The 18735-nt window shown below is 44.3% G+C and carries 19 protein-coding genes; 15 read left to right on the forward strand and 4 right to left on the reverse strand.

Translation table 11 applies throughout. From position 1 onward, the window contains the following. Positions 1-4: 4 nt before the first annotated feature. Positions 5-256: a YfhJ family protein gene (locus AC2Q9J_RS16120; RefSeq protein ID WP_499041555.1), complete on the forward strand. Its 252-nt coding sequence runs from the start codon at positions 5-7 to the stop codon at positions 254-256. A gap of 70 nt (positions 257-326) precedes the next feature. Here the strand turns inward: AC2Q9J_RS16120 and AC2Q9J_RS16125 are convergent, their stop codons facing one another. Beyond that, complete coding sequence (locus AC2Q9J_RS16125) at positions 327-1307, reverse strand: metal-dependent hydrolase (RefSeq protein WP_499041557.1); 981 nt, start codon at positions 1305-1307, stop codon at positions 327-329. A 193-nt stretch (positions 1308-1500) separates the two neighbouring features. On the opposite strand from AC2Q9J_RS16125, the gene mutY reads away from it, so the two are divergent. From mutY to nikC, 9 genes are all read left to right on the forward strand, one after another. Continuing rightward, on the forward strand, positions 1501-2499 hold the full coding sequence (mutY, locus tag AC2Q9J_RS16130; protein WP_499041559.1) for an A/G-specific adenine glycosylase: 999 nt from the start codon (positions 1501-1503) through the stop codon (positions 2497-2499). Between the two features lie 2 nt (positions 2500-2501). After that, complete coding sequence (gene fabL / locus AC2Q9J_RS16135) at positions 2502-3248, forward strand: enoyl-[acyl-carrier-protein] reductase FabL (RefSeq protein ID WP_499041561.1); 747 nt, start codon at positions 2502-2504, stop codon at positions 3246-3248. Between the two features lie 103 nt (positions 3249-3351). Continuing rightward, positions 3352-3894, forward strand: a complete 543-nt coding sequence (gene ntdP, locus AC2Q9J_RS16140) for a nucleoside tri-diphosphate phosphatase (protein ID WP_084242271.1) — start codon at positions 3352-3354, stop codon at positions 3892-3894. A 101-nt stretch (positions 3895-3995) separates the two neighbouring features. Continuing rightward, on the forward strand, positions 3996-5720 hold the full coding sequence (locus tag AC2Q9J_RS16145) for an ABC transporter ATP-binding protein (protein ID WP_499041586.1): 1725 nt from the start codon (positions 3996-3998) through the stop codon (positions 5718-5720). A gap of 187 nt (positions 5721-5907) precedes the next feature. Then, positions 5908-6927 (forward strand): ABC transporter ATP-binding protein, encoded by a 1020-nt coding sequence (locus AC2Q9J_RS16150; protein WP_499041563.1) that lies wholly within the window; start codon positions 5908-5910, stop codon positions 6925-6927. Further along, positions 6902-7885: an ABC transporter ATP-binding protein gene (locus AC2Q9J_RS16155; RefSeq protein ID WP_499041565.1), complete on the forward strand. Its 984-nt coding sequence runs from the start codon at positions 6902-6904 to the stop codon at positions 7883-7885. Before AC2Q9J_RS16150 ends, AC2Q9J_RS16155 begins: the two co-directional genes overlap by 26 nt. A gap of 44 nt (positions 7886-7929) precedes the next feature. Then, a complete protein-coding gene (locus tag AC2Q9J_RS16160; protein ID WP_499041588.1) occupies positions 7930-9537 on the forward strand; it encodes an ABC transporter substrate-binding protein in 1608 nt (535 codons plus the stop codon). 85 nt (positions 9538-9622) lie between these two features. Further along, positions 9623-10627 (forward strand): ABC transporter permease, encoded by a 1005-nt coding sequence (locus AC2Q9J_RS16165; RefSeq protein WP_499041566.1) that lies wholly within the window; start codon positions 9623-9625, stop codon positions 10625-10627. Between the two features lie 14 nt (positions 10628-10641). Beyond that, entirely contained in the window at positions 10642-11529 is an 888-nt protein-coding gene (gene nikC / locus AC2Q9J_RS16170; protein ID WP_499041568.1) for a nickel transporter permease, read from the forward strand. Positions 11530-11578: 49 nt separating this feature from the next. Here nikC and AC2Q9J_RS16175 read toward each other — a convergent pair whose 3' ends face one another. Both AC2Q9J_RS16175 and AC2Q9J_RS16180 read right to left on the reverse strand, forming a co-directional pair. After that, the gene (locus AC2Q9J_RS16175; RefSeq protein WP_499041570.1) at positions 11579-12664 is read right to left on the reverse strand and encodes an FUSC family protein; all 1086 of its coding nucleotides are present in this window, start codon (positions 12662-12664) and stop codon (positions 11579-11581) included. A 37-nt stretch (positions 12665-12701) separates the two neighbouring features. After that, positions 12702-13988, reverse strand: coding sequence for a glutamate-1-semialdehyde 2,1-aminomutase (locus AC2Q9J_RS16180; RefSeq protein WP_499041572.1), 1287 nt, complete (start codon positions 13986-13988; stop codon positions 12702-12704). Positions 13989-14111: 123 nt separating this feature from the next. On the opposite strand from AC2Q9J_RS16180, the gene bcp reads away from it, so the two are divergent. The 4 genes from bcp to perR all read left to right on the forward strand — a co-directional run bounded on the left by bcp (position 14112) and on the right by perR (position 16667). After that, entirely contained in the window at positions 14112-14588 is a 477-nt protein-coding gene (gene bcp, locus AC2Q9J_RS16185; RefSeq protein ID WP_499041573.1) for a thioredoxin-dependent thiol peroxidase, read from the forward strand. Positions 14589-14601: 13 nt separating this feature from the next. Further along, on the forward strand, positions 14602-15543 hold the full coding sequence (locus tag AC2Q9J_RS16190; RefSeq protein WP_499041575.1) for a D-2-hydroxyacid dehydrogenase: 942 nt from the start codon (positions 14602-14604) through the stop codon (positions 15541-15543). A gap of 2 nt (positions 15544-15545) precedes the next feature. Next, positions 15546-16100 carry a cob(I)yrinic acid a,c-diamide adenosyltransferase gene (locus AC2Q9J_RS16195; protein ID WP_499041577.1) on the forward strand — a complete coding sequence of 185 codons (555 nt, stop codon included), beginning with the start codon at positions 15546-15548 and terminating at the stop codon, positions 16098-16100. 123 nt (positions 16101-16223) lie between these two features. Next, positions 16224-16667, forward strand: a complete 444-nt coding sequence (gene perR / locus AC2Q9J_RS16200) for a peroxide-responsive transcriptional repressor PerR (RefSeq protein WP_084242262.1) — start codon at positions 16224-16226, stop codon at positions 16665-16667. Positions 16668-16765: 98 nt separating this feature from the next. Here perR and AC2Q9J_RS16205 read toward each other — a convergent pair whose 3' ends face one another. Then, positions 16766-17119 (reverse strand): YgzB family protein, encoded by a 354-nt coding sequence (locus tag AC2Q9J_RS16205; RefSeq protein ID WP_499041579.1) that lies wholly within the window; start codon positions 17117-17119, stop codon positions 16766-16768. A gap of 235 nt (positions 17120-17354) precedes the next feature. Here AC2Q9J_RS16205 and AC2Q9J_RS16210 point away from each other — a divergent pair, with 235 nt between their 5' ends. Further along, the gene (locus tag AC2Q9J_RS16210) at positions 17355-18227 is read left to right on the forward strand and encodes a nucleotidyltransferase-like protein (protein WP_499041581.1); all 873 of its coding nucleotides are present in this window, start codon (positions 17355-17357) and stop codon (positions 18225-18227) included. The last annotated feature ends 508 nt before the right edge of the window (positions 18228-18735 follow it).

The raw sequence follows: 18735 nt of genomic DNA on the forward strand, positions 1-18735 counted from the left end.
AAGGATGAAAGAAGTTATTGAGCAATTGACAAGCGAGTTGCAGGAGAAAAATCCGAATATCTCTGAAGAGAAGGCGCGTACGTGGATTGAGCTTCTTGCTTCAGATTTTGAATCGTCATATGCGAAAGCAGGCTACGATTACCAAGGGACGGAAGTGGTAGAGAAAGTTGTACGCCAGTGGATCGACAGCTACGGCGGGAATATCCACGAATTTGCGGCAAGCAATCCAAAATACGCCCATTTGCTGAACGATTAAAACAAGTTCCGATAAGCAAAAAAGCAAAGTAAAAACGCACACCACTTGAGTGTGCGTTTTGTGATTATTATCAGTTATGGCTGAAATCCAATTTTTTACGAAGTTTATCTTCACTGAAAATCCAGCCGGTATACGAGTTGAGTATATTATAGTCCTGGTCCAGATGGGCAACTGCCACAAATGGATAATAATCATTGCTGCGATACCTGAGATCGATTAATCGGACTTCATAGATATCACCATATTCATTTATTTCCCAGCGATATAATGGAGAAAAAGAAACAAATGCTGAGAGGTTTTTATCTTTAAGAGCGGTCTGGATCAATTCACTTTCAGGCAAGGGTTTCTTCATGAACTTGTCATAGAAGTTTATTGTCCGGCCATATGCGCGGCCGACATAATGATGTTTGTCTGTGTCTGCTGCTATCCGCCAATGGAAATATCGCATCGTCGGTGCAACGAATATTTCAGTGGCGCCAGGAACTGTATTCCGGATGGCGTGTTTAATGGCTGATTGCAATGCAAAGCGTGAGATATAATAAAACACGAGCACCACGTACAGGATACTGATTGTCCATACCGGATTGGCGCCGAATGCCCAGATCATCAAGGCGATGACATGCGCGCCGAAAATAATGGGGTCGAATGTATTGATGACTCCAAGCGCTACCCATTTATTGGAGAACGGCCTCAATGCCTGCGTGCCGTAAGAATTGAATATATCGACAAAAACATGCAGAACAACTGCGAGGAACGTCCATAACCAAAGGTGGAGCAAATTCACTTCCGGGAAAATGAACCACAATGCGCCGGATAATAACAGCGGCCACGTCAATACAGCAGGAATTGAATGGGTAGCACCTCTGTGATGACGTATATAGACTGCGTTGTCCCGTAATTTGAGTACCGTATCAACATCCGGGATTTGCGAGCCGATGATGGTGCCTGCGATGACTGCGGTCATGGTTACTGTATCGTTCGCTACAACAGGGTCAGCCATTGCGAGGCCGCCGAGCGCGATGCCCATGACGAGGTGTGTGCCTGTATCCATCGTCTCATCCCCCTTCGAAAAAAATTTGCTTAATGACGGCTGTTTCTCGTGAAGATGTCCGTCGCTGCTACTTATTACATACCCTGAATTTAAATGAAATAATCTAGAATCATTGGAGGGTTCCACTATTAATATAGAAAAAAAACAATTTCAAACTGACTTGATTGACTGGTTTCATGCAGAAAAAAGGGATTTGCCATGGCGGCGAACTGCCGACCCTTACCAAATATGGATTTCTGAAATCATGCTGCAGCAAACCCGGGTGGACACAGTTATTCCCTATTATAAACGGTTTGTCGAAAAGTTTCCCACGCTGCACGATCTGGCGAATGCTGATGAAGAAATTCTTTTGAAACAGTGGGAAGGACTTGGCTATTATTCACGGGCGCGAAATCTTCAGGCAGGTGTTCAGGAAGTAGCTGAAAATTACGGAGGCAAGGTTCCGTCAAGCCGAAAGGAGATTTCAGCTCTAAAAGGTGTCGGACCTTATACAGCAGGAGCGGTGCTCAGCATTGCCTATGGTTTGCCGGAACATGCTGTTGATGGAAACGTAATGCGGGTTCTATCAAGAATTCTTTTAATAGAAGAAGATATAGCGAAACCCAAAACACGCAAAGTTTTTGAAGAAGCGGTTACTGAATTAATCAGCCATGAAGATCCTTCCGCTTTTAATCAGGGCCTGATGGAGCTGGGGGCGCTCATTTGTACACCGACTTCACCGAAATGCCTGCTGTGTCCGGTTCGTGAACATTGTGCCGCGTTTCACGAAGGGCGCCAACATGAGCTTCCGGTAAAAACCAAAGCGAAAAACAATAAAGCGGTAAATTACGCGATGGTCGCGATAAGAAACGGCGAGTCTTTATTGATGGAAAAACGTTCTTCAAAAGGCCTGCTGGCCAATATGTGGCAATTTCCGATGCTGGAATTGCCGGATAGCATAGATGGGGCAGAAATCGAGGAGCTCCTATCCGAACAGTTTAACGGAACAATTGCGAAAGCGGAGAAAATTACTTCTTTCAAACATGTCTTTTCTCATTTAACATGGAATGTGGATGGCTTTATTGCCGAAGGTATAGACTTGGAGATCCAAGAAAATATGAAATGGGTAGATTCGGTGGAAATGGAATTGCTGCCGATATCAGGTCCGGTTCAAAAAATGAAAACAGCTTTAAAAAGCAGAGGAGATGTATAACGATGGCTGAACAAAAAGTGGCATTGGTAACAGGAAGCAGCAGAGGTCTTGGCAAGGCGATGGCAATCGCATTGGCAGAAGAAGGATACGATATCGTGGTCAACTATGCACGCAGCAAAACAGCGGCACTTGACACAGTGAAGGAAGTTGAAGCGCGTGGCCGCAAAGCATTACTGGTTAGAGCGAATGTGGGAGATGTTGAGAAGCTGCGCGGCATGTTCGAAACGATCAAAGAGGAGTTCGGCAGATTGGATGTTTTCGTATCCAACGCCGCATCCGGTGTTCTACGCCCTATTATGGAGCTGGAAGAATCACATTGGGACTGGACGATGAATATCAATGCAAAAGCCATGCTTTTTGGAGCTCAGGAAGCTGCAAAACTGATGGATAAAGGCGGCAAAATCGTGGGCATCAGTTCACTCGGCTCAATACGCTATCTTGAAAATTATACGACTATCGGAGTTTCGAAAGCGGCTGTCGAATCAATCACCCGTTATTTGGCGGTAGAACTTGCGCCCAAAGGAATTTCGGTCAATACGGTTTCCGGCGGGGCACTCGATACGGAAGCGTTAAAACATTTTCCCAACCGCGATGATCTACTGAATGATGCACGTGTCAACACACCGGCAGGACGCATGGTCGAAATCGAAGACATGGTCAAGACGGCCATGTTCCTGATTTCCGACGATTCGGATATGATCCGCGGCCAGACAATTATCGTAGACGGCGGACGCTCGGTCGTTATGTAATTTTTTGCCTTTCTCGCCGTATTGCTGTATGTTTTCAGAATTGATTGATATAATATTGAAATAGCAGATAATATAAGGGCTTAGACGAGAAGGTGGGATGGACATGGCGATTCCCGCAGAGGGAGAAACGATACAAATCCACAGTTACAAGCACAACGGCCGAATCCACCGTGTCTGGCAGGAAACAACTGTTTTGAAAGGTACAAATAACATTGTAATCGGTGCGAATGAACGGACCCTGGTAACCGAATCGGATGGCAGGACGTGGCTTACGCGCGAACCATCGATTTGTTATTTTCATGCGGAGCATTGGTTTAATATCATATGCATGCTTCGTGATGATGGTGTCTATTATTATTGCAATATCAGTTCACCATTCGTATATAATAATGGTTCTTTGAAATACATCGATTACGACCTAGATGTCAAAGTGTTTCCGGACATGTCTTACACATTATTGGATGAAGACGAGTATGAAGACCACAAAAGGCAGATGGGCTACCCTGAAGTGATCGACCAGATTCTTTATCGCAATGTCGAAAAGCTGATAGGTTGGATCAAACAGCGCAGAGGCCCGTTTGCCCAGGACTTCATCGAAGTATGGACGGACCGTTATGAATTCCACAGACATAACCGGATCCGTTGAATAGTATGAAAACCTGTTGCCAGCCAACAGGTTTTTCATTTTGAAGTCAGATTGGAGTGAATAGTTTGAACGATAAGAAACAAAGCAGCATGAAACGATACATGCATTTTGTAAAGCCATATTATTGGCAAATAGCATTAACCATCCTTATTGGTATATTTAAATTTGCGATTCCGCTTTTCATCCCTTTGCTCATCAAAATCGTCATCGATGATATTATCGGGGCGGAAGCGCTGTCGAGCCAGGAAAAATTGGAACAGCTGTATTTATGGCTTGGCGGAACGGCAATCGTGTTCTTTCTTCTCCGGCCGCCGATTGAATATTTCCGGCAGTATTATGCACAGTATGTAAGCAATAAAATCCTCTATGACATCCGTGGATATCTTTACGGACACCTTCAACGGTTAAGCCTCAGATATTATGCCAATACACGCGCCGGTGAGATCATCTCGCGTGTCATCAACGATGTGGAGCAGACGAAAAATTTTGTGATGATCGGATTGATGAATGTCTGGCTCGATTTGGCGACGATTCTCATCGCCATCGGTATTATGTTGTCGATGGATGTTTCGCTGACAATCGTAGCTCTCTTAGCGTTCCCGTTCTATGCGCTAAGCGTGAAGTATTTCTTCGGCCGCCTTCGCGATTTGACGCGTGAACGCTCCCAGGCACTGGCAAATGTCCAAAGTTATCTTCATGAACGTGTGCAGGGAATGAGCATCATCAAAAATTTTGCGCTGGAAAAGCACGAACAGAAAATCTTTAATGATACGAACGATCAATTTTTAGAAAAAGCAATCGACCATACGAAATGGAATGCGAAAGCTTTCGCGGTGGTCAATACCATTACTGACGTCGCGCCATTACTAGTGATCGGCTATGCAGGTTATCAGGTTATACAGGGTGATTTGTCGCTTGGTACAATGGTTGCGTTCATCGCTTATATCGAACGCCTTTATAATCCGCTGCGCCGTCTTGTCAATTCTTCCACGACGCTTGTCCAGTCTTTGGCATCGATGGACCGGGTATTTGAACTGGTCGATGAAGATTACGACGTTACAGATAAAAAAGGTGCGCGTGATTTGAAAGTGGTTGATGGAAAACTGGAATTCCGCAACGTTTCTTTCCATTATAATGATGGCGGTTCGGAAGTGCTGTCCAATATGAGTTTCACCGTGAAACCGGGTGAAACTGTAGCGCTGGTGGGCATGAGCGGCGGCGGTAAATCGACGATTGTGTCACTGATTCCGCGTTTCTATGATGTGACGGAGGGCGGCATCTATATGGATGACCATAATCTGAAAGATGTCAGCATCCACACGCTGCGTGATCAGATCGGCCTTGTCCTGCAGGACTCTATTCTTTTCAGTGATTCAGTTAAAGCCAATATCTTAATGGGAAAACCTGACGCTACTGACGCAGAAGTTGAAGCTGCTGCCAAAGCCGCGAACGCCCATGCCTTTATTGAGTTGCTGCCGGAAGGCTATGACACCAAAGTCGGTGAACGTGGTGTGAAATTGTCAGGAGGGCAGAAACAGCGCATTGCGATTGCTCGTGTATTCCTGAAAAATCCGCCAATGCTTATTCTCGATGAAGCGACTTCAGCACTTGATCTGGAAAGTGAATCATTGATCCAGGATTCGCTTGAGCGCCTCGCACATGACAGAACAACATTAATAGTTGCCCATCGTTTATCGACAATTACCCATGCTGATCAAATTCTTGTCATTGACCATGGTAATCTTGCTGAACAGGGCACACATGACGAATTGATGAAACAAAAAGGGGTATACTATAACCTTTTCCAGGTTCAGCATTTCAAATAAAAAAACTTCCTTCCATAATATAGGTGTTTATAGAAAGTCAGCCGAAATATTTATCGGCTGGCTTTTTTTATTCATAAAAATTTATCAGGAAGCCCCATAAAAAGAACTATTGCATATAGTTTGAATTTACGTATAATTAAAAGAAATAAAATATTCAGAATTATTTTTGTGTAAAAGGGGTGGCCAAATGATAGAAAGAGAGAAGATTTTAGAAGTAAAAGGTTTGCAGACTACCTTTTTCACAGATGACGGCGAGGTACCGGCTGTCGACAATGTTGACTTCCATATCCGTGAAGGGGAAGTTTTGGGAATTGTAGGTGAATCGGGTTGCGGCAAGAGTGTTACTTCCTTGTCAATCATGGGATTGGTTCCTAGTCCTCCCGGTAAAATCACCAATGGTGAAATCTTATTTGAAGATCAGGATTTAACAAAACTGCCCGAGAAAAAAATGCGCGATATCCGGGGCAATGAAATAGCAATGATTTTCCAGGAGCCGATGACTTCACTGAATCCGCTGTTTACTATCGGCAACCAATTGGAGGAAGCGGTAAAAATCCATAAGAAGGACTGGTCGAAAAAGCAGATTTACAATCGTGCGGTTGAAATGATGAAACTGGTCGGACTGCCGCGTGCGGAAGGTTTGATGAAAGAATATCCCCATCAACTTTCCGGTGGAATGAGGCAGCGTGTCATGATTGCCATGGCGCTGCTGTGCGACCCGAAAGTGCTGATTGCGGATGAACCGACAACTGCGCTGGATGTGACTATCCAGGCTCAGATTCTGAAACTGATCAAGAATCTGAATAAAGAGTTGAATACAGCTGTATTGCTCATTACACACGATCTTGGGGTCGTTGCGGAAACGTGTGAAAGAGTCGTGGTCATGTATGCCGGTAAAGTTGTTGAGGAAGGGCCGGTGGATGCGATATTCAAAGATCCACAGCACCCATATACAAGGGGGCTGCTGGAATCGGTGCCTGACATGAGATTCAAGAAAGAGCGTCTTTATTCGATTCCCGGGAATGTTCCTAAACCCGGTTCGATCAAAACCGGCTGCCGATTTGCACCTAGATGTGAATTCGCTTTCGACCGCTGTTTAGAGGAAACTCCGCCGCTTTACCAGACAACTGAAGAGCATCAGACCCGGTGCTTCCTATTTGATCCGAAGGAGGCAGAAAAGCATGACCGAACAATTGTTAAAAGTTGAGGGCCTGAAAAAGTATTTTCCTATTAAATCAGGCATTTTCGGCAGAGTGAGCAATCATGTAAAAGCGGTGGATGACATCTCTTTTTCCGTAAAAGAAGGAGAAACACTAGGTATTGTAGGGGAATCAGGATGTGGGAAATCCACTACCGGCCGCATGCTGATGAGGCTGCTTGAACCGACTGAAGGGAAAGTCACATTTGACGGGCAAGAGCTTACTTCACTTTCGAATAATGAAATGCGCAAGGCGAGACGCGATATTCAAATGGTGTTCCAGGATCCTTATGCATCATTGAATCCTCGCCATACGATTGAAAAAATATTGATGGAACCTTTGAACGTCCATAATATCGGAGATCCGAAAGAAAGAAAGCAAAAAGTTCATGAGTTCTTGGAGATTGTCGGATTGAGCAGTTATCACGCAAAACGCTACCCTCACCAATTCAGTGGCGGGCAGCGCCAGCGCATCGGCATTGCCCGGGCATTGATGACAAATCCAAAACTCATTATTGCTGATGAGCCCGTTTCAGCACTCGATGTATCGATCCAGGCACAAGTTCTCAACTTGATGCAGGATCTTCAGAAAGAGCTGAAACTGACTTATATATTCATTGCCCATGATCTTGGGGTAGTTCGCCATATCAGTGACCGTGTGGGAGTGATGTATTTAGGAAACATGGCTGAAATGGCTGATACGGAAGACCTCTACGAAAAGCCGCTGCATCCATATACACAGGCTCTGCTTACAGCAGTGCCAGTGCCAGATCCAGCATTCGAGAGGGAAGAAGTGGTGATTAAAGGGGATGTTCCTAGTCCCGCAAATCCGCCGAGCGGCTGCCGTTTCCATACGAGATGTCCATTCAAAATGGACATTTGTGAAACGACTGTCCCAATTTTCGCGGAGGTTGAAAAAGGTCATTCTGTTGCCTGCCACCTTTATGAGGAAAGCAGGCCGCAATGATAATAAATAAAAACGGAGGGGTTAATTTGGGGAACAAAAAAATCATGTCCCTTGCATTTTTGATGCTTTTACTGATCTCGACAGTGCTTTACGGCTGCAGTGGCGGATCGGAAGAAGGTTCAGAAGGCAATGGTGAAACTGGTGGCGAAGGGGAATCTGGAGAAGAGAAAGTATTGATCTTCGGACGCGGTGGAGACTCGGTATCACTTGACCCTATCACTGTTACAGACGGTGAATCATTTAAAGTTACTAAGAACATTTTTGATACGCTTGTGAACTTCGGTGAACAGGATACAGAAATTGAAGGTGGATTGGCTTCTGATTGGGAAGCTGCAGAAGATGGATTGACGTACACTTTCCAACTTGAAGAAGGCGTTACTTTCCATGACGGCACTGATTTCAATGCAGAAGCTGTGGTGGCGAACTTTGACCGCTGGGCTGCAGGAGATGCAGATCAATTCCCATACTACGGTTCAATGTTCGGTGGTTTTGGTGATGAAGAAGGCCACGTAATCGACTCTGTTGAAGCAACAGGCGATTATGAAGTTACAATGACATTGAAACGTCCAATGGCTCCTTTCCTTAAAAACTTGGCAATGAGCCCGTTCGGTATCGCATCTCCAACTGCATTTGAAGAGCAAGGCGATGCTTTCGGCGATAATCCAGTAGGAACAGGACCATTCAAATTTGTTGAATGGAACCGGAACGACACTGTACGCATCGAGAAATTCGAAGACTATTGGGTTGAAGGCGAACCAAAACTGGATGAAGTGGTATTCCGCGCGATTCCAGATAACTCTGGCCGTCTAAACGCTCTATTGGCTGGTGAAATCGATTTGGCTGATGGTATTAATCCATCTGACGCAGCGACAATTGAAGGAGATGAAAATCTTCAATTGTTTGAACGTCCATCGATGAACGTTGGCTACCTTGGTTTAACAAATACGCGTGAACCATTCAACGATCCTTTGGTCCGTCAAGCGATGAACCATGCAATCGACAGACAGGCTATCGTTGACGCATTCTTCGAAGGGCGCGGGGAAGTTGCGAAAAACCCGATGCCACCTGTAATCAGTGGTTATAACGACGATATCGAAGGATATGAATATGACCCTGAAAGAGCAAAAGAATTGCTTGAAGAAGCTGGACTTGGCGATGGATTCGAAATGGAACTATGGGCTATGCCTGTTCCGCGTCCATATATGCCAGACGGCCAAAAAGTGGCTGAAGCGATCCAAAGTGATTTGGCTGAAGTCGGAATCACTGCCGAAATCGTTTCCTACGAATGGGCAACTTACCTTGAAAAAGCTGCAAACGGTGAAGCTGATGCCTTCCTATTAGGATGGACTGGTGATAACGGTGATGCAGATAACTTCCTTTATGTGCTGCTTGACCAGGATAATATCGGTTCAAACAACTACACTTATTACGAAAACCAGGAATTGCACGACATTCTGATTGAAGCTCAGACTGAAGTTGATGAAGAGGTTCGTAATGAGCTGTATATGCAGGCACAGGAAATTATTCATGAAGATGCACCTTGGGTTCCACTTGCTCACTCCACTCCGTTATTGGCTGGAGGCAACGATGTTGTGAACTTCAAAGCGCATCCAACAGGCTCAGACAAATTAGCGTCAGTAGATCTGGAGTAGACTTTTCGAGAGGGGAGATCATACAGATTTCCCCTCTTTTTTAAATTAATCAATACATATTTGTTAGAGATGGAGAGGTGAAGAAATGCTTCACTATATTGGTAAACGGCTATTGCAGTTAATTCCGGTTCTGCTCGGGATGACATTCATCGTCTTTATGATCATCCGTGCAATACCTGGTGATCCAGCTCAAGTTATTCTCGGCCAACAGGCTTCTGAAGAAGCCATTAAAGCGTTAAGAACAACTTTAGGTTTGGATAATCCCTGGTATATCCAGTATTTTGATTACTTAAAAGGACTGGTTACAGGTGACCTGGGGCAGTCGCTGCGAACAAGAACTCCAGTAGTGGATGAAGTTTGGCCTTATTTAGCCGCAACAATCGAGTTGTCTGTTTTCGCTGTTATCATTGCCATTATAATCGGCATCAATGCCGGAATCATTTCTGCATGGTTCCAGAATTCTTGGTTTGATTATCTTGCAATGATTATCGCGCTTATTGGTGTTTCAATGCCGATTTTCTTTTTGGGGCTTCTCAACCAATGGATTTTTGCCATAGAATTGGATTGGTTGCCGACTTCGGGAAGGATGAATGTTCGGGATCCTATTGAATCAATAACAGGTTTTTATATTATCGACACTATAATTACCGGGCAATTTGATCAGCTCTCAACTATTATGCGCCACTTGATTCTTCCGGGGACTGCGCTTGCGACTATACCGATGGCAATTATTGCGAGAATGACACGTTCAAGCATGCTGGAAGTCATGAGATCTGACTATGTTCGTACAGCTCGTTCAAAAGGGTTGAGAATGTTTTGGGTCGTATACAAGCACGCATTGAAAAATGCCATTATTCCGGTATTGACTATCATCGGGCTTCAAATGGGATTGCTGCTTGGAGGCGCGATTTTGACTGAAACCATTTTTGCGTGGCCAGGTATTGGGAGATATATATATGAAGCAATTAATTATCGTGATTATCCGGTTATCCAATCTGGCATCCTGATTGTTGCATTCATATTTGTCATGATCAATCTGTTTGTGGATCTGCTCTATAGTTTAGTTGATCCGCGCATCAAATATGATTAGGAAGGGGGAGAACAATGGCTGATACGACAGTAAGCGCTAAGGATGCAGAAATGCAGAAAGTTGCCGGACCATGGAAAGAGGCATGGCGAGGTTTCCGTAAAAGTAAAGTGGCGGTTGTGGGAATGGGAATTGTTATTTTTTTCATCCTGCTGGCTATTTTTGGTCCGCTGTTTACACCGCAGGGCATCAATGAACAAGATATGTCAGAACGTTTTCTGCCTCCTTCCTCTACTAACTGGATGGGAACAGATGATTTTGGGCGGGACATATTATCCCGTATTGTTTATGGAGCCAGAATCTCTCTTTGGGTAGGATTCTTAGCGGTAATAGCGTCGGCGATTGTCGGAAGTTTCCTTGGAATTCTTGCAGGTTATTACGGAAGATGGGTAGATACCATCATTTCACGTATTTTTGATATTATGCTGGCTTTTCCAAGTATCCTATTGGCAATTGCAGTTGTTTCGGTGTTAGGGCCTTCATTACGTAATGCTTTGATTGCGATTGCAATCATCAACGTTCCTAACTTCGGACGACTGATAAGGTCAAAAGTTTTGAGTATCAAGGAAGACGAATACATTATGTCTGCCAAAGCAATTGGTATGCAGGATAGCAGGATACTGTTTTCCCATATCCTGCCGAACTCGATGGCACCTGTTATTGTTCAGGGAACTTTGGCAATTGCTACGGCTATCATCGAAGCTGCAGCACTCGGATTTTTAGGATTGGGAGCACAGGCCCCTACTCCTGAATGGGGAAAAATGCTGGCAGATTCCAGATCCTATCTGACCAACGCCCCATGGACTATGATTTTTCCAGGTCTGGCAATCATGCTGACAGTACTTGGCTTTAACTTGATGGGCGACGGTTTGCGCGATGCACTTGACCCTCGTATGAAATCATAAGAAAAACGTGCGGAGAAATTATCTCCGCACGTTTTTTATTTGCGTTGTATCAAATCATACTCTCCAGGTCTTCATCAACTTCATCACTATGATAATTTAAATAAGCGATGATGAGCAAATCAAGGTGTTCGAGCTGCTCTTCGTAATCCAGGATAGCTGATAAGACATGCATTAAATGATAGACCGAAAAGTCGCTGTCTTCGGATTCCAATGCAATATTAATTTCTTTTACAAATATTGCCATTACCTCATGCCGCTTTATCGAAGCGTCTGTTCCGGAAGATTCACTGTGCTCCGGCCGCAATTTCCCTACATATTTCATGTAAAGCTGCTCATGGTAGCTGGCCAGGCTTTCGAGTCTTTCCTGCACCATCATGTGGAATTGTTCCGGGAGTTCCGTCAATTCATTTTCAAAGCGGTGAAGCCTTTTCAATACTTCCAAGCTCTTTTTGGATGTTGCAATCATCTGGCGGTATAACACCAGTTTTCTCGCTTTTGTATATTGCTGCTTTTTCGTATAGCTTCGTTCTTCCTTGTAAAACAGGTACCATTGATCCACTTTGACGAGTTTCTCGGTTAATTTGTCGATGTCCTCTTTTACGGATGCATGATCTGACGCGTGCCTGATCGACACCCGAATCCAGCGAATCACTTCTTCGCTGACTTCATGAATAGAGGTGAATAAACGGCTCTCGTATTTAGGCGGCAGAAAGATTAGATTTACAATAAAAGCGGAGAGTATCCCAAGTAAAACTGTTAGAAAACGTAAAGACGCGAATGAAAGGAAATTATTGGTTTGCGAATCCATAATGATGATAATTGTGACAAGTGTTAATGGGACAGTGTTTTCAAGCTTTAACTTCAACATGATGACTATGGCCAGTATGGCCGCAAGTCCAATGGTCAGATAATTGCTGCCAAGTGTCAATACAAAGATGACAGCAATCGAAGCGCCAATCAGATTCCCGTATATTTGATCGAGCAGAGTCAGGTAAGACCTGTAAATGGAAGGCTGGATGGCGAAAATGGCTGCGACGCCTGCGAATACAGGAGAAGGCAATTCCAATAAGTTGGCTAAAAACAAGGCCATTGAAATAGCCACGCCGGTCTTTAATATACGTGCACCTAATTTCATAACTTACGAATCCCTTCTTCCTATAATGAATTGCTTCTTATAATTGGCTGAATGCTTTTCTAACTGCCTGCAGCGCTGCATCAATATCTTCTTCCGTGTGTTCGGTAGTCAGGAACCAGGCTTCGTATTTTGAAGGAGCAAGGTTTATGCCTTGTTCAAGCATCAATTTGAAGAAGCGTCCGAAGATTTCTCCATCCGTAGCTTCAGCTTGTTCATAGTTTTCTACAGTCACATCCGTGAAATAGATAGTTAATGCACCTTTTAAGCGATTTACTGTGATTGTCACATCAAATTCCTCGGCTGCTTCCAAAATGCCTTTTTCGAGGCGTTCCCCTAAACGGTCCATTTCATCATAAACCCCATCAGCCTGAAGAACTTCCAGGCAAGCGATTCCTGCCTGGATGGAAGCTGGATTTCCTGCCATTGTGCCAGCCTGATAAGCCGGTCCAAGAGGGGCGACGGTTTCCATGATTTCTTTCTTGCCGCCGTAAGCACCGATCGGAAGCCCTCCACCGATGATTTTGCCGAGTGCAGTCAAATCAGGTTTGAGCCCAAGCATATCTTGTGCGCCGCCGTAATGGAAGCGGAATGCCGTAATCACTTCATCATAGACGATTAAGGCTCCCTTTTCCGCTGCTATGCGATGAACTTCTTCAAGGAAGCCTTTTTTCGGTTCAACAATTCCAAAATTGCCGACAATCGGTTCTACAAGAATGCAGGCGATCTCATCGCCCCATCTTTCCATCGCTTCAGCGAAAGCTGTTGGATCATTGAAGGGGATAGTGATGACTTCTTCGGCGATTGTTTTTGGAACACCTGCGGAATCCGGAGTGCCAAGTGTTGCGGGACCGGATCCGGCTGCAACCAGCACTAGATCCGAATGGCCGTGATAACAGCCTGCAAATTTCATGATTTTAGTGCGGCCTGTGTAAGCCCGTGACACACGGATAGTAGTCATTACGGCTTCGGTTCCGCTATTGACAAAACGGACGCGGTCCATATTTGGCATTGCTTCTTTCAGCATTTTTGCGAATGTGATTTCATGGCGTGTGGGCGTGCCATATAAAACACCCGTTTCGGCAGCGTTCGAGATGGCTTTTGAGATATGCGGGTGGCCGTGTCCAGTGATAATGGGACCATAGGCAGCCAGGAAATCGATGTATTTATTGCCATCGACATCCCAGAAATAAGCACCTTTTGCGCGTTCCATGACAACCGGGGAACCCCCGCCAACAGCTTTAAACGATCTTGACGGACTGTTGACGCCTCCAACGATATGTTCAAGCGCTTCTTTGTGCAGTTTATTTGATTCAGAATGGTTCATGGATTTTATTCCTCCTACTTAATGTCTATTCCTTATTGTAGACAAGTTTATACATTAACGCCAAAGAAATTGAAACTCCACCTGCAGTTCGGTACGATAGATATAAGAGAAGGAGTGATTGCATTGACGACATTAGAAGGTTTGCATGCACCGGATTTTACATTGAAAAATGAAAGCGGTGAGCCAGTTTCCTTAGAGGATTTTTCCGGCAAGAAATACGTAGTGCTTTATTTTTATCCGAAAGATATGACGCCGGGATGCACCACACAGGCCTGCGATTTCCGTGATGCAGAGAAAGATTTCTCTGAATTGGGAGCCGTCATTTTGGGCGTTAGCGCAGACTCAGAAAAACAGCACAGTAAATTTATCAGCAAACACGGTTTGCCGTTCTCTTTATTGGTTGATGAAGATCATAAAGTTTCCGAGGCATACGGTGTGTGGGTGGAGAAGAAGATGTACGGAAAAGAGTTCATGGGAATTGAGCGCTCTACATTTTTAATCGACCCGACCGGAACTGTGGTCAAAGAATGGCGTAAAGTCAAAGTAAAAGACCATATCCAGGAAGTCCTTGAAACGGTTAAAGAGCTCAGCCAAGCATAGGAGGAAGACATATATGGAAGTATTGTTCACGTTTTTACCAAATGAGGAAATGCAGCAAAGCATCATCAGCGATTTTCCGGAAGCGGAATTCCATTTCGCTTATAAAGACAAAAGTAAACTGCCGACAGCGGATATCCTTGTCACTTATGGGGAAGACCTCGATGATCATGACATTAATAACGCAAAGAAATTAAAATGGATTATGGTAGTAAGTGCCGGTATTGAAAAAATGCCGCATGAAGCCATTGCAAAACGGGGTATAACCGTATCAAATGTGCGCGGCATCCATAAAACACCGATGGGGGAATCGGTTCTCGGTCACCTATTGGCATTGAAACGCTCCCTCCCGGAAATCTATAAAAATCAGCGCAACCATAAATGGGAGCGCAAATTCCGCTCAACGGAACTCTTCGGTTCGACGGCTTTAATACTGGGCCCCGGAGCAATCGGCTCTGAAATAGGCAGGCTGCTTCAGGCTTTCGGTGTCATGACCATCGGCTGCAACCGATCTGGGAACCAGGCAGATCATATGAATGAAATGATTTCCTTTGAAGAATTGCTTGGGAAGCTCCCGGATGCCGATATTGTCATTTCTGTGCTGCCAAGTACGGAAGAAACAAAGCATCTCCTTGGAATCAAGCATTTCAAAGCCATGAAACAAGAAGCGGTATTCATGAACTTTGGACGGGGAGACCTAGTAAATGAGGAAGTTCTAATAGAAGCAATGAATGCCGGGATGATAGCTTATGCAGTATTAGACGTTTTTGAACAGGAGCCTTTGGCTGAAAGCCATCCCTTCTGGGGAATGGATAATGTCATCGTATCCCCGCATGTATCCAGTAAATCCGGGATGTACGTTGAACGGGCCATGGAGGTTTTTCTTCCGAATTTACGCAAATGGCTGAATGGAAACCATGAACCGACAAATCTTGTTAATATGGAAAAGGGGTATTGACCATGAAGATTTATACGAAAACCGGCGATAAAGGCACTACTTCCCTGGTATACGGTTCAAGAGTGCCGAAAAATGACGTGCTGGTGGAAGCTTATGGCACATGCGATGAAGCAAACTCGATGATCGGTTTGGCCCTTGCGCATCTGAACGGCGAGTTCTTCAGTGAAAAGGAAGAAATCTGTGATATATTCCATGAAATCCAAACGACTTTATTCCATGTCGGAGCGGAACTCGCCACTCCAGCGGGAAAAGAAGTAAAGTGGAAACTGGACCCTGCAGATACAGAAAAACTGGAAAGCTGGATCGATCAATACGATGCGGAACTGACCCCATTGAGTAACTTCATACTGCCGAGCGGCCATCCAGCTGGAGCGGCGCTGCATGTAGCCCGAACAGTGGTCAGACGGGCGGAACGCCTTGCCACGTCCATCGGAGAAGGGACATCTCCGGAAGTGCTCGCCTACTTGAATAGGTTGTCAGACTTCTTGTTTGTTGCCGCGCGTTTTATTAATCAGCGTTTAGGCAGCAAAGAAAATGAGCTGCACAGTAAGAAATAATGTCCAATAAACATCTCTTAACCAGCGTGTCTATAGTGATTTCTTGACATCCGCCGTGCTTTTTGAGTACACTAATTATAACGATTATAAAGTAAGAATCTTTATGAAGTGAGGTGCACGGCGATGTCTGAAGTATTATTAAAAGACGCGCTTGATGCTTTGAAGTCTACAGGTGTCAGAATCACTCCACAGCGCCATGCGATTTTGGAGTATATGATTCATTCTACAACGCACCCGACAGCGGATGACATTTATCGCGCGCTTGAAAAATCTTTTCCAAATATGAGTGTTGCAACTGTTTATAATAATTTACGTGTCTTTAAAAAAGCTGGTCTTGTGAAAGAATTGACTTATGGCGATTCTTCAAGCAGGTTCGATTTTGTTACGCACGACCATTATCATATGATCTGCAATGATTGCGGGAAGATTGTCGATTTTCATTATCCCGGTTTGGATGAAGTGGAACATTTGGCTTCACATGTTACTGGATTCCAAGTGGATTACCATCGGCTTGAAATCTATGGAACCTGCCAGGATTGCCTTTCTGATTCAGCAAAGGCGCAATAAGAAAGCGAGCATAGAATTTATGCCCGCTTTTTTTAATTCCCAAATAAATTATTGGAAATTAAAAAACCGCCAGCGTAGCAGTCGCTGGCGGTTTTCGTTTATACTTTTGAATTCTTTTTGTTGTAGTCAACATCGAACTCTTTTCCTTCAAGAGAAGGATCCATAGTCAGAGGTTCGCGGCAGTGCATGCACATATCGACGCGGCCCAGCATTTTTGTGTGGCGGCCGCAGTTCGGACATTCGACAGGAATGGTTTTCATGGATAGAAGGCCGATCCAGGCATAGACGCCTGTGCTTCCGATGATGGCGACAACTCCCAACAGCATGAAAGTGACCATGATTGCCGGTTGTTCTCTAAAGTAAATACCTATATACATTATGACGATGCCGATGAAAATCAAAGACAGCGCAAAAGTACGAATACGATTGATTTTATTTTTATAAGGCTTCATGTTTACTCCTCCTTGCATCAATCATACTATATCATAATCGCAGTGAAAAAGTGTTAATGCTTTTCTTATGAAGGAATCAGCGGAAATATGTCGAAATAGAGAAAAGCGGATCCAACTCATTCATTTTTAAAGAGAAGGATTTCGCTGACGATAAAAAAATTCCAGTAAAATATTTGAGCGTATGAAAAAAGGGTATACCCGTAAGCAAGCCTGAATCTGCAGGGAGTGAAATAGAATGGAACAAATACTAAGGCCAATTTATCAGGAACGCGCCAGCCAGGAAAGTACGTTAGGAGTCGTGCTTGTCGAGAAGAGAGAGAAGGTCAGTCCAAGTACGGATACCTTTGACACGATACTGCTGATCATCACCAAGGAAAATGAAACTGCGGTTTTCACCAAGCATTATACTTATGAGAATAAAAAAGCTGCGATGCATATCATCACTGAAAAGCAGCTTCAGAAATGGCTGCTGCTGGGAACGAACCGTAAAATAGTAGACTGGTTATTCAATGGACGCATCATTTACGATCGTAATGAATTTATGGAAAAGCTCATCACGGAGCTTAGGGAATATCCTTTTGCAGGCAGAAAAATTAAAATGGGCTTAGAGTATGCCAAGTTGATCCGGCGATACCTGGAAGGAAAAGTGTTATTCGAAGAGAAGAATTATCTCGACGCATATCGTCATGTGATTGAATCGCTCCATCACTTGGCTCGTCTTTCCGTATTGGAGAATGGGCTGCCGCCAGAAGTGACGGTCTGGTCTCAAGTGAAAAAAATCGAACCGGCCATCTACAAATTATATGAAGAGCTTGTACTTAGTGATGAATCAATCGATAAAAGACTGGAGCTCTTGTTCCTCGCCAGCGAATTTCTCATTCATTCCCGCACGGATGATGGGGCAAAGCATATCATGGAAGTAATGGCGAAAAAGAAAAGTTGGACCATACAGGAACTTCACGAACAGGAAGAATTGAGAAATTATTCTTCCGATCTGGAAGTCTTCATCGAATACCTAGTCGATAAGGAAATGGTATTTACTGAAGGAGTCATGACTAAAAGCGAAAGGATTTTCCACCGCTATTATTTTGTTGAAGCTGCAAAATGAGTAGACATATTTCAAGCCGGACTGTCTTCGGACATTCCGGTTTCTTTCATTAGAGGATGCCATTAGAATAGAAAAAGGAATAATAATATCTGGCAATCCAATTGAACTACTTTTCACGTTTTAAATTTTTTACCCTTTTAGCGTTGACAAAACAGGTCGAACCATATTATGATATTTCATGTCGCTTCGGCAAATTAAGTTTTTTAGAATAATAAATAATGCTTGACTCCGAAGATGGTCGATGATAAATTAGAGAAGTCGCTTTTACAGGACGCTGAATTTTGAACCTTGAAAACTGAACAGCAAAACGTCAACGAAAGACGTCACGAGCGCCTTGGCGCGAGAACGGCTTTTGCGATGGTCGCCTTCGGCGATCGGAGCACAGCCTTCGAACTTCTTGGGTTCGTGACTTAATTACTGATCAGTGCAAACAGATCAAAGCGAATCGCGCTGTCTTCGGACAGGCGATGCGCCAGCAAGTATTTGAGCAATCAACTACTCTATAATG

The organism is Planococcus sp. RAB007_Raresut, assembly GCF_057369535.1.

Bases quoted from the DNA above. Each gene is read 5' to 3' on its own strand.
- ntdP (WP_084242271.1), top strand. From the start codon at position 3,352: ATGGCGATTCCCGCAGAGGGAGAAACGATACAAATCCACAGTTACAAG.
- AC2Q9J_RS16210 (WP_499041581.1), top strand. From the start codon at position 17,355: ATGGAACAAATACTAAGGCCAATTTATCAGGAACGCGCCAGCCAGGAA.
- perR (WP_084242262.1), top strand. From the start codon at position 16,224: ATGTCTGAAGTATTATTAAAAGACGCGCTTGATGCTTTGAAGTCTACA.
- AC2Q9J_RS16195 (WP_499041577.1), top strand. From the start codon at position 15,546: ATGAAGATTTATACGAAAACCGGCGATAAAGGCACTACTTCCCTGGTA.
- nikC (WP_499041568.1), top strand. From the start codon at position 10,642: ATGGCTGATACGACAGTAAGCGCTAAGGATGCAGAAATGCAGAAAGTT.
- AC2Q9J_RS16165 (WP_499041566.1), top strand. From the start codon at position 9,623: ATGCTTCACTATATTGGTAAACGGCTATTGCAGTTAATTCCGGTTCTG.
- AC2Q9J_RS16205 (WP_499041579.1), bottom strand. From the start codon at position 17,119: ATGAAGCCTTATAAAAATAAAATCAATCGTATTCGTACTTTTGCGCTG.
- fabL (WP_499041561.1), top strand. From the start codon at position 2,502: ATGGCTGAACAAAAAGTGGCATTGGTAACAGGAAGCAGCAGAGGTCTT.
- AC2Q9J_RS16175 (WP_499041570.1), bottom strand. From the start codon at position 12,664: ATGAAATTAGGTGCACGTATATTAAAGACCGGCGTGGCTATTTCAATG.
- AC2Q9J_RS16160 (WP_499041588.1), top strand. From the start codon at position 7,930: ATGTCCCTTGCATTTTTGATGCTTTTACTGATCTCGACAGTGCTTTAC.
- AC2Q9J_RS16150 (WP_499041563.1), top strand. From the start codon at position 5,908: ATGATAGAAAGAGAGAAGATTTTAGAAGTAAAAGGTTTGCAGACTACC.
- AC2Q9J_RS16180 (WP_499041572.1), bottom strand. From the start codon at position 13,988: ATGAACCATTCTGAATCAAATAAACTGCACAAAGAAGCGCTTGAACAT.
- AC2Q9J_RS16120 (WP_499041555.1), top strand. From the start codon at position 5: ATGAAAGAAGTTATTGAGCAATTGACAAGCGAGTTGCAGGAGAAAAAT.
- AC2Q9J_RS16190 (WP_499041575.1), top strand. From the start codon at position 14,602: ATGGAAGTATTGTTCACGTTTTTACCAAATGAGGAAATGCAGCAAAGC.
- AC2Q9J_RS16145 (WP_499041586.1), top strand. From the start codon at position 3,996: ATGCATTTTGTAAAGCCATATTATTGGCAAATAGCATTAACCATCCTT.
- AC2Q9J_RS16155 (WP_499041565.1), top strand. From the start codon at position 6,902: ATGACCGAACAATTGTTAAAAGTTGAGGGCCTGAAAAAGTATTTTCCT.
- AC2Q9J_RS16125 (WP_499041557.1), bottom strand. From the start codon at position 1,307: ATGGATACAGGCACACACCTCGTCATGGGCATCGCGCTCGGCGGCCTC.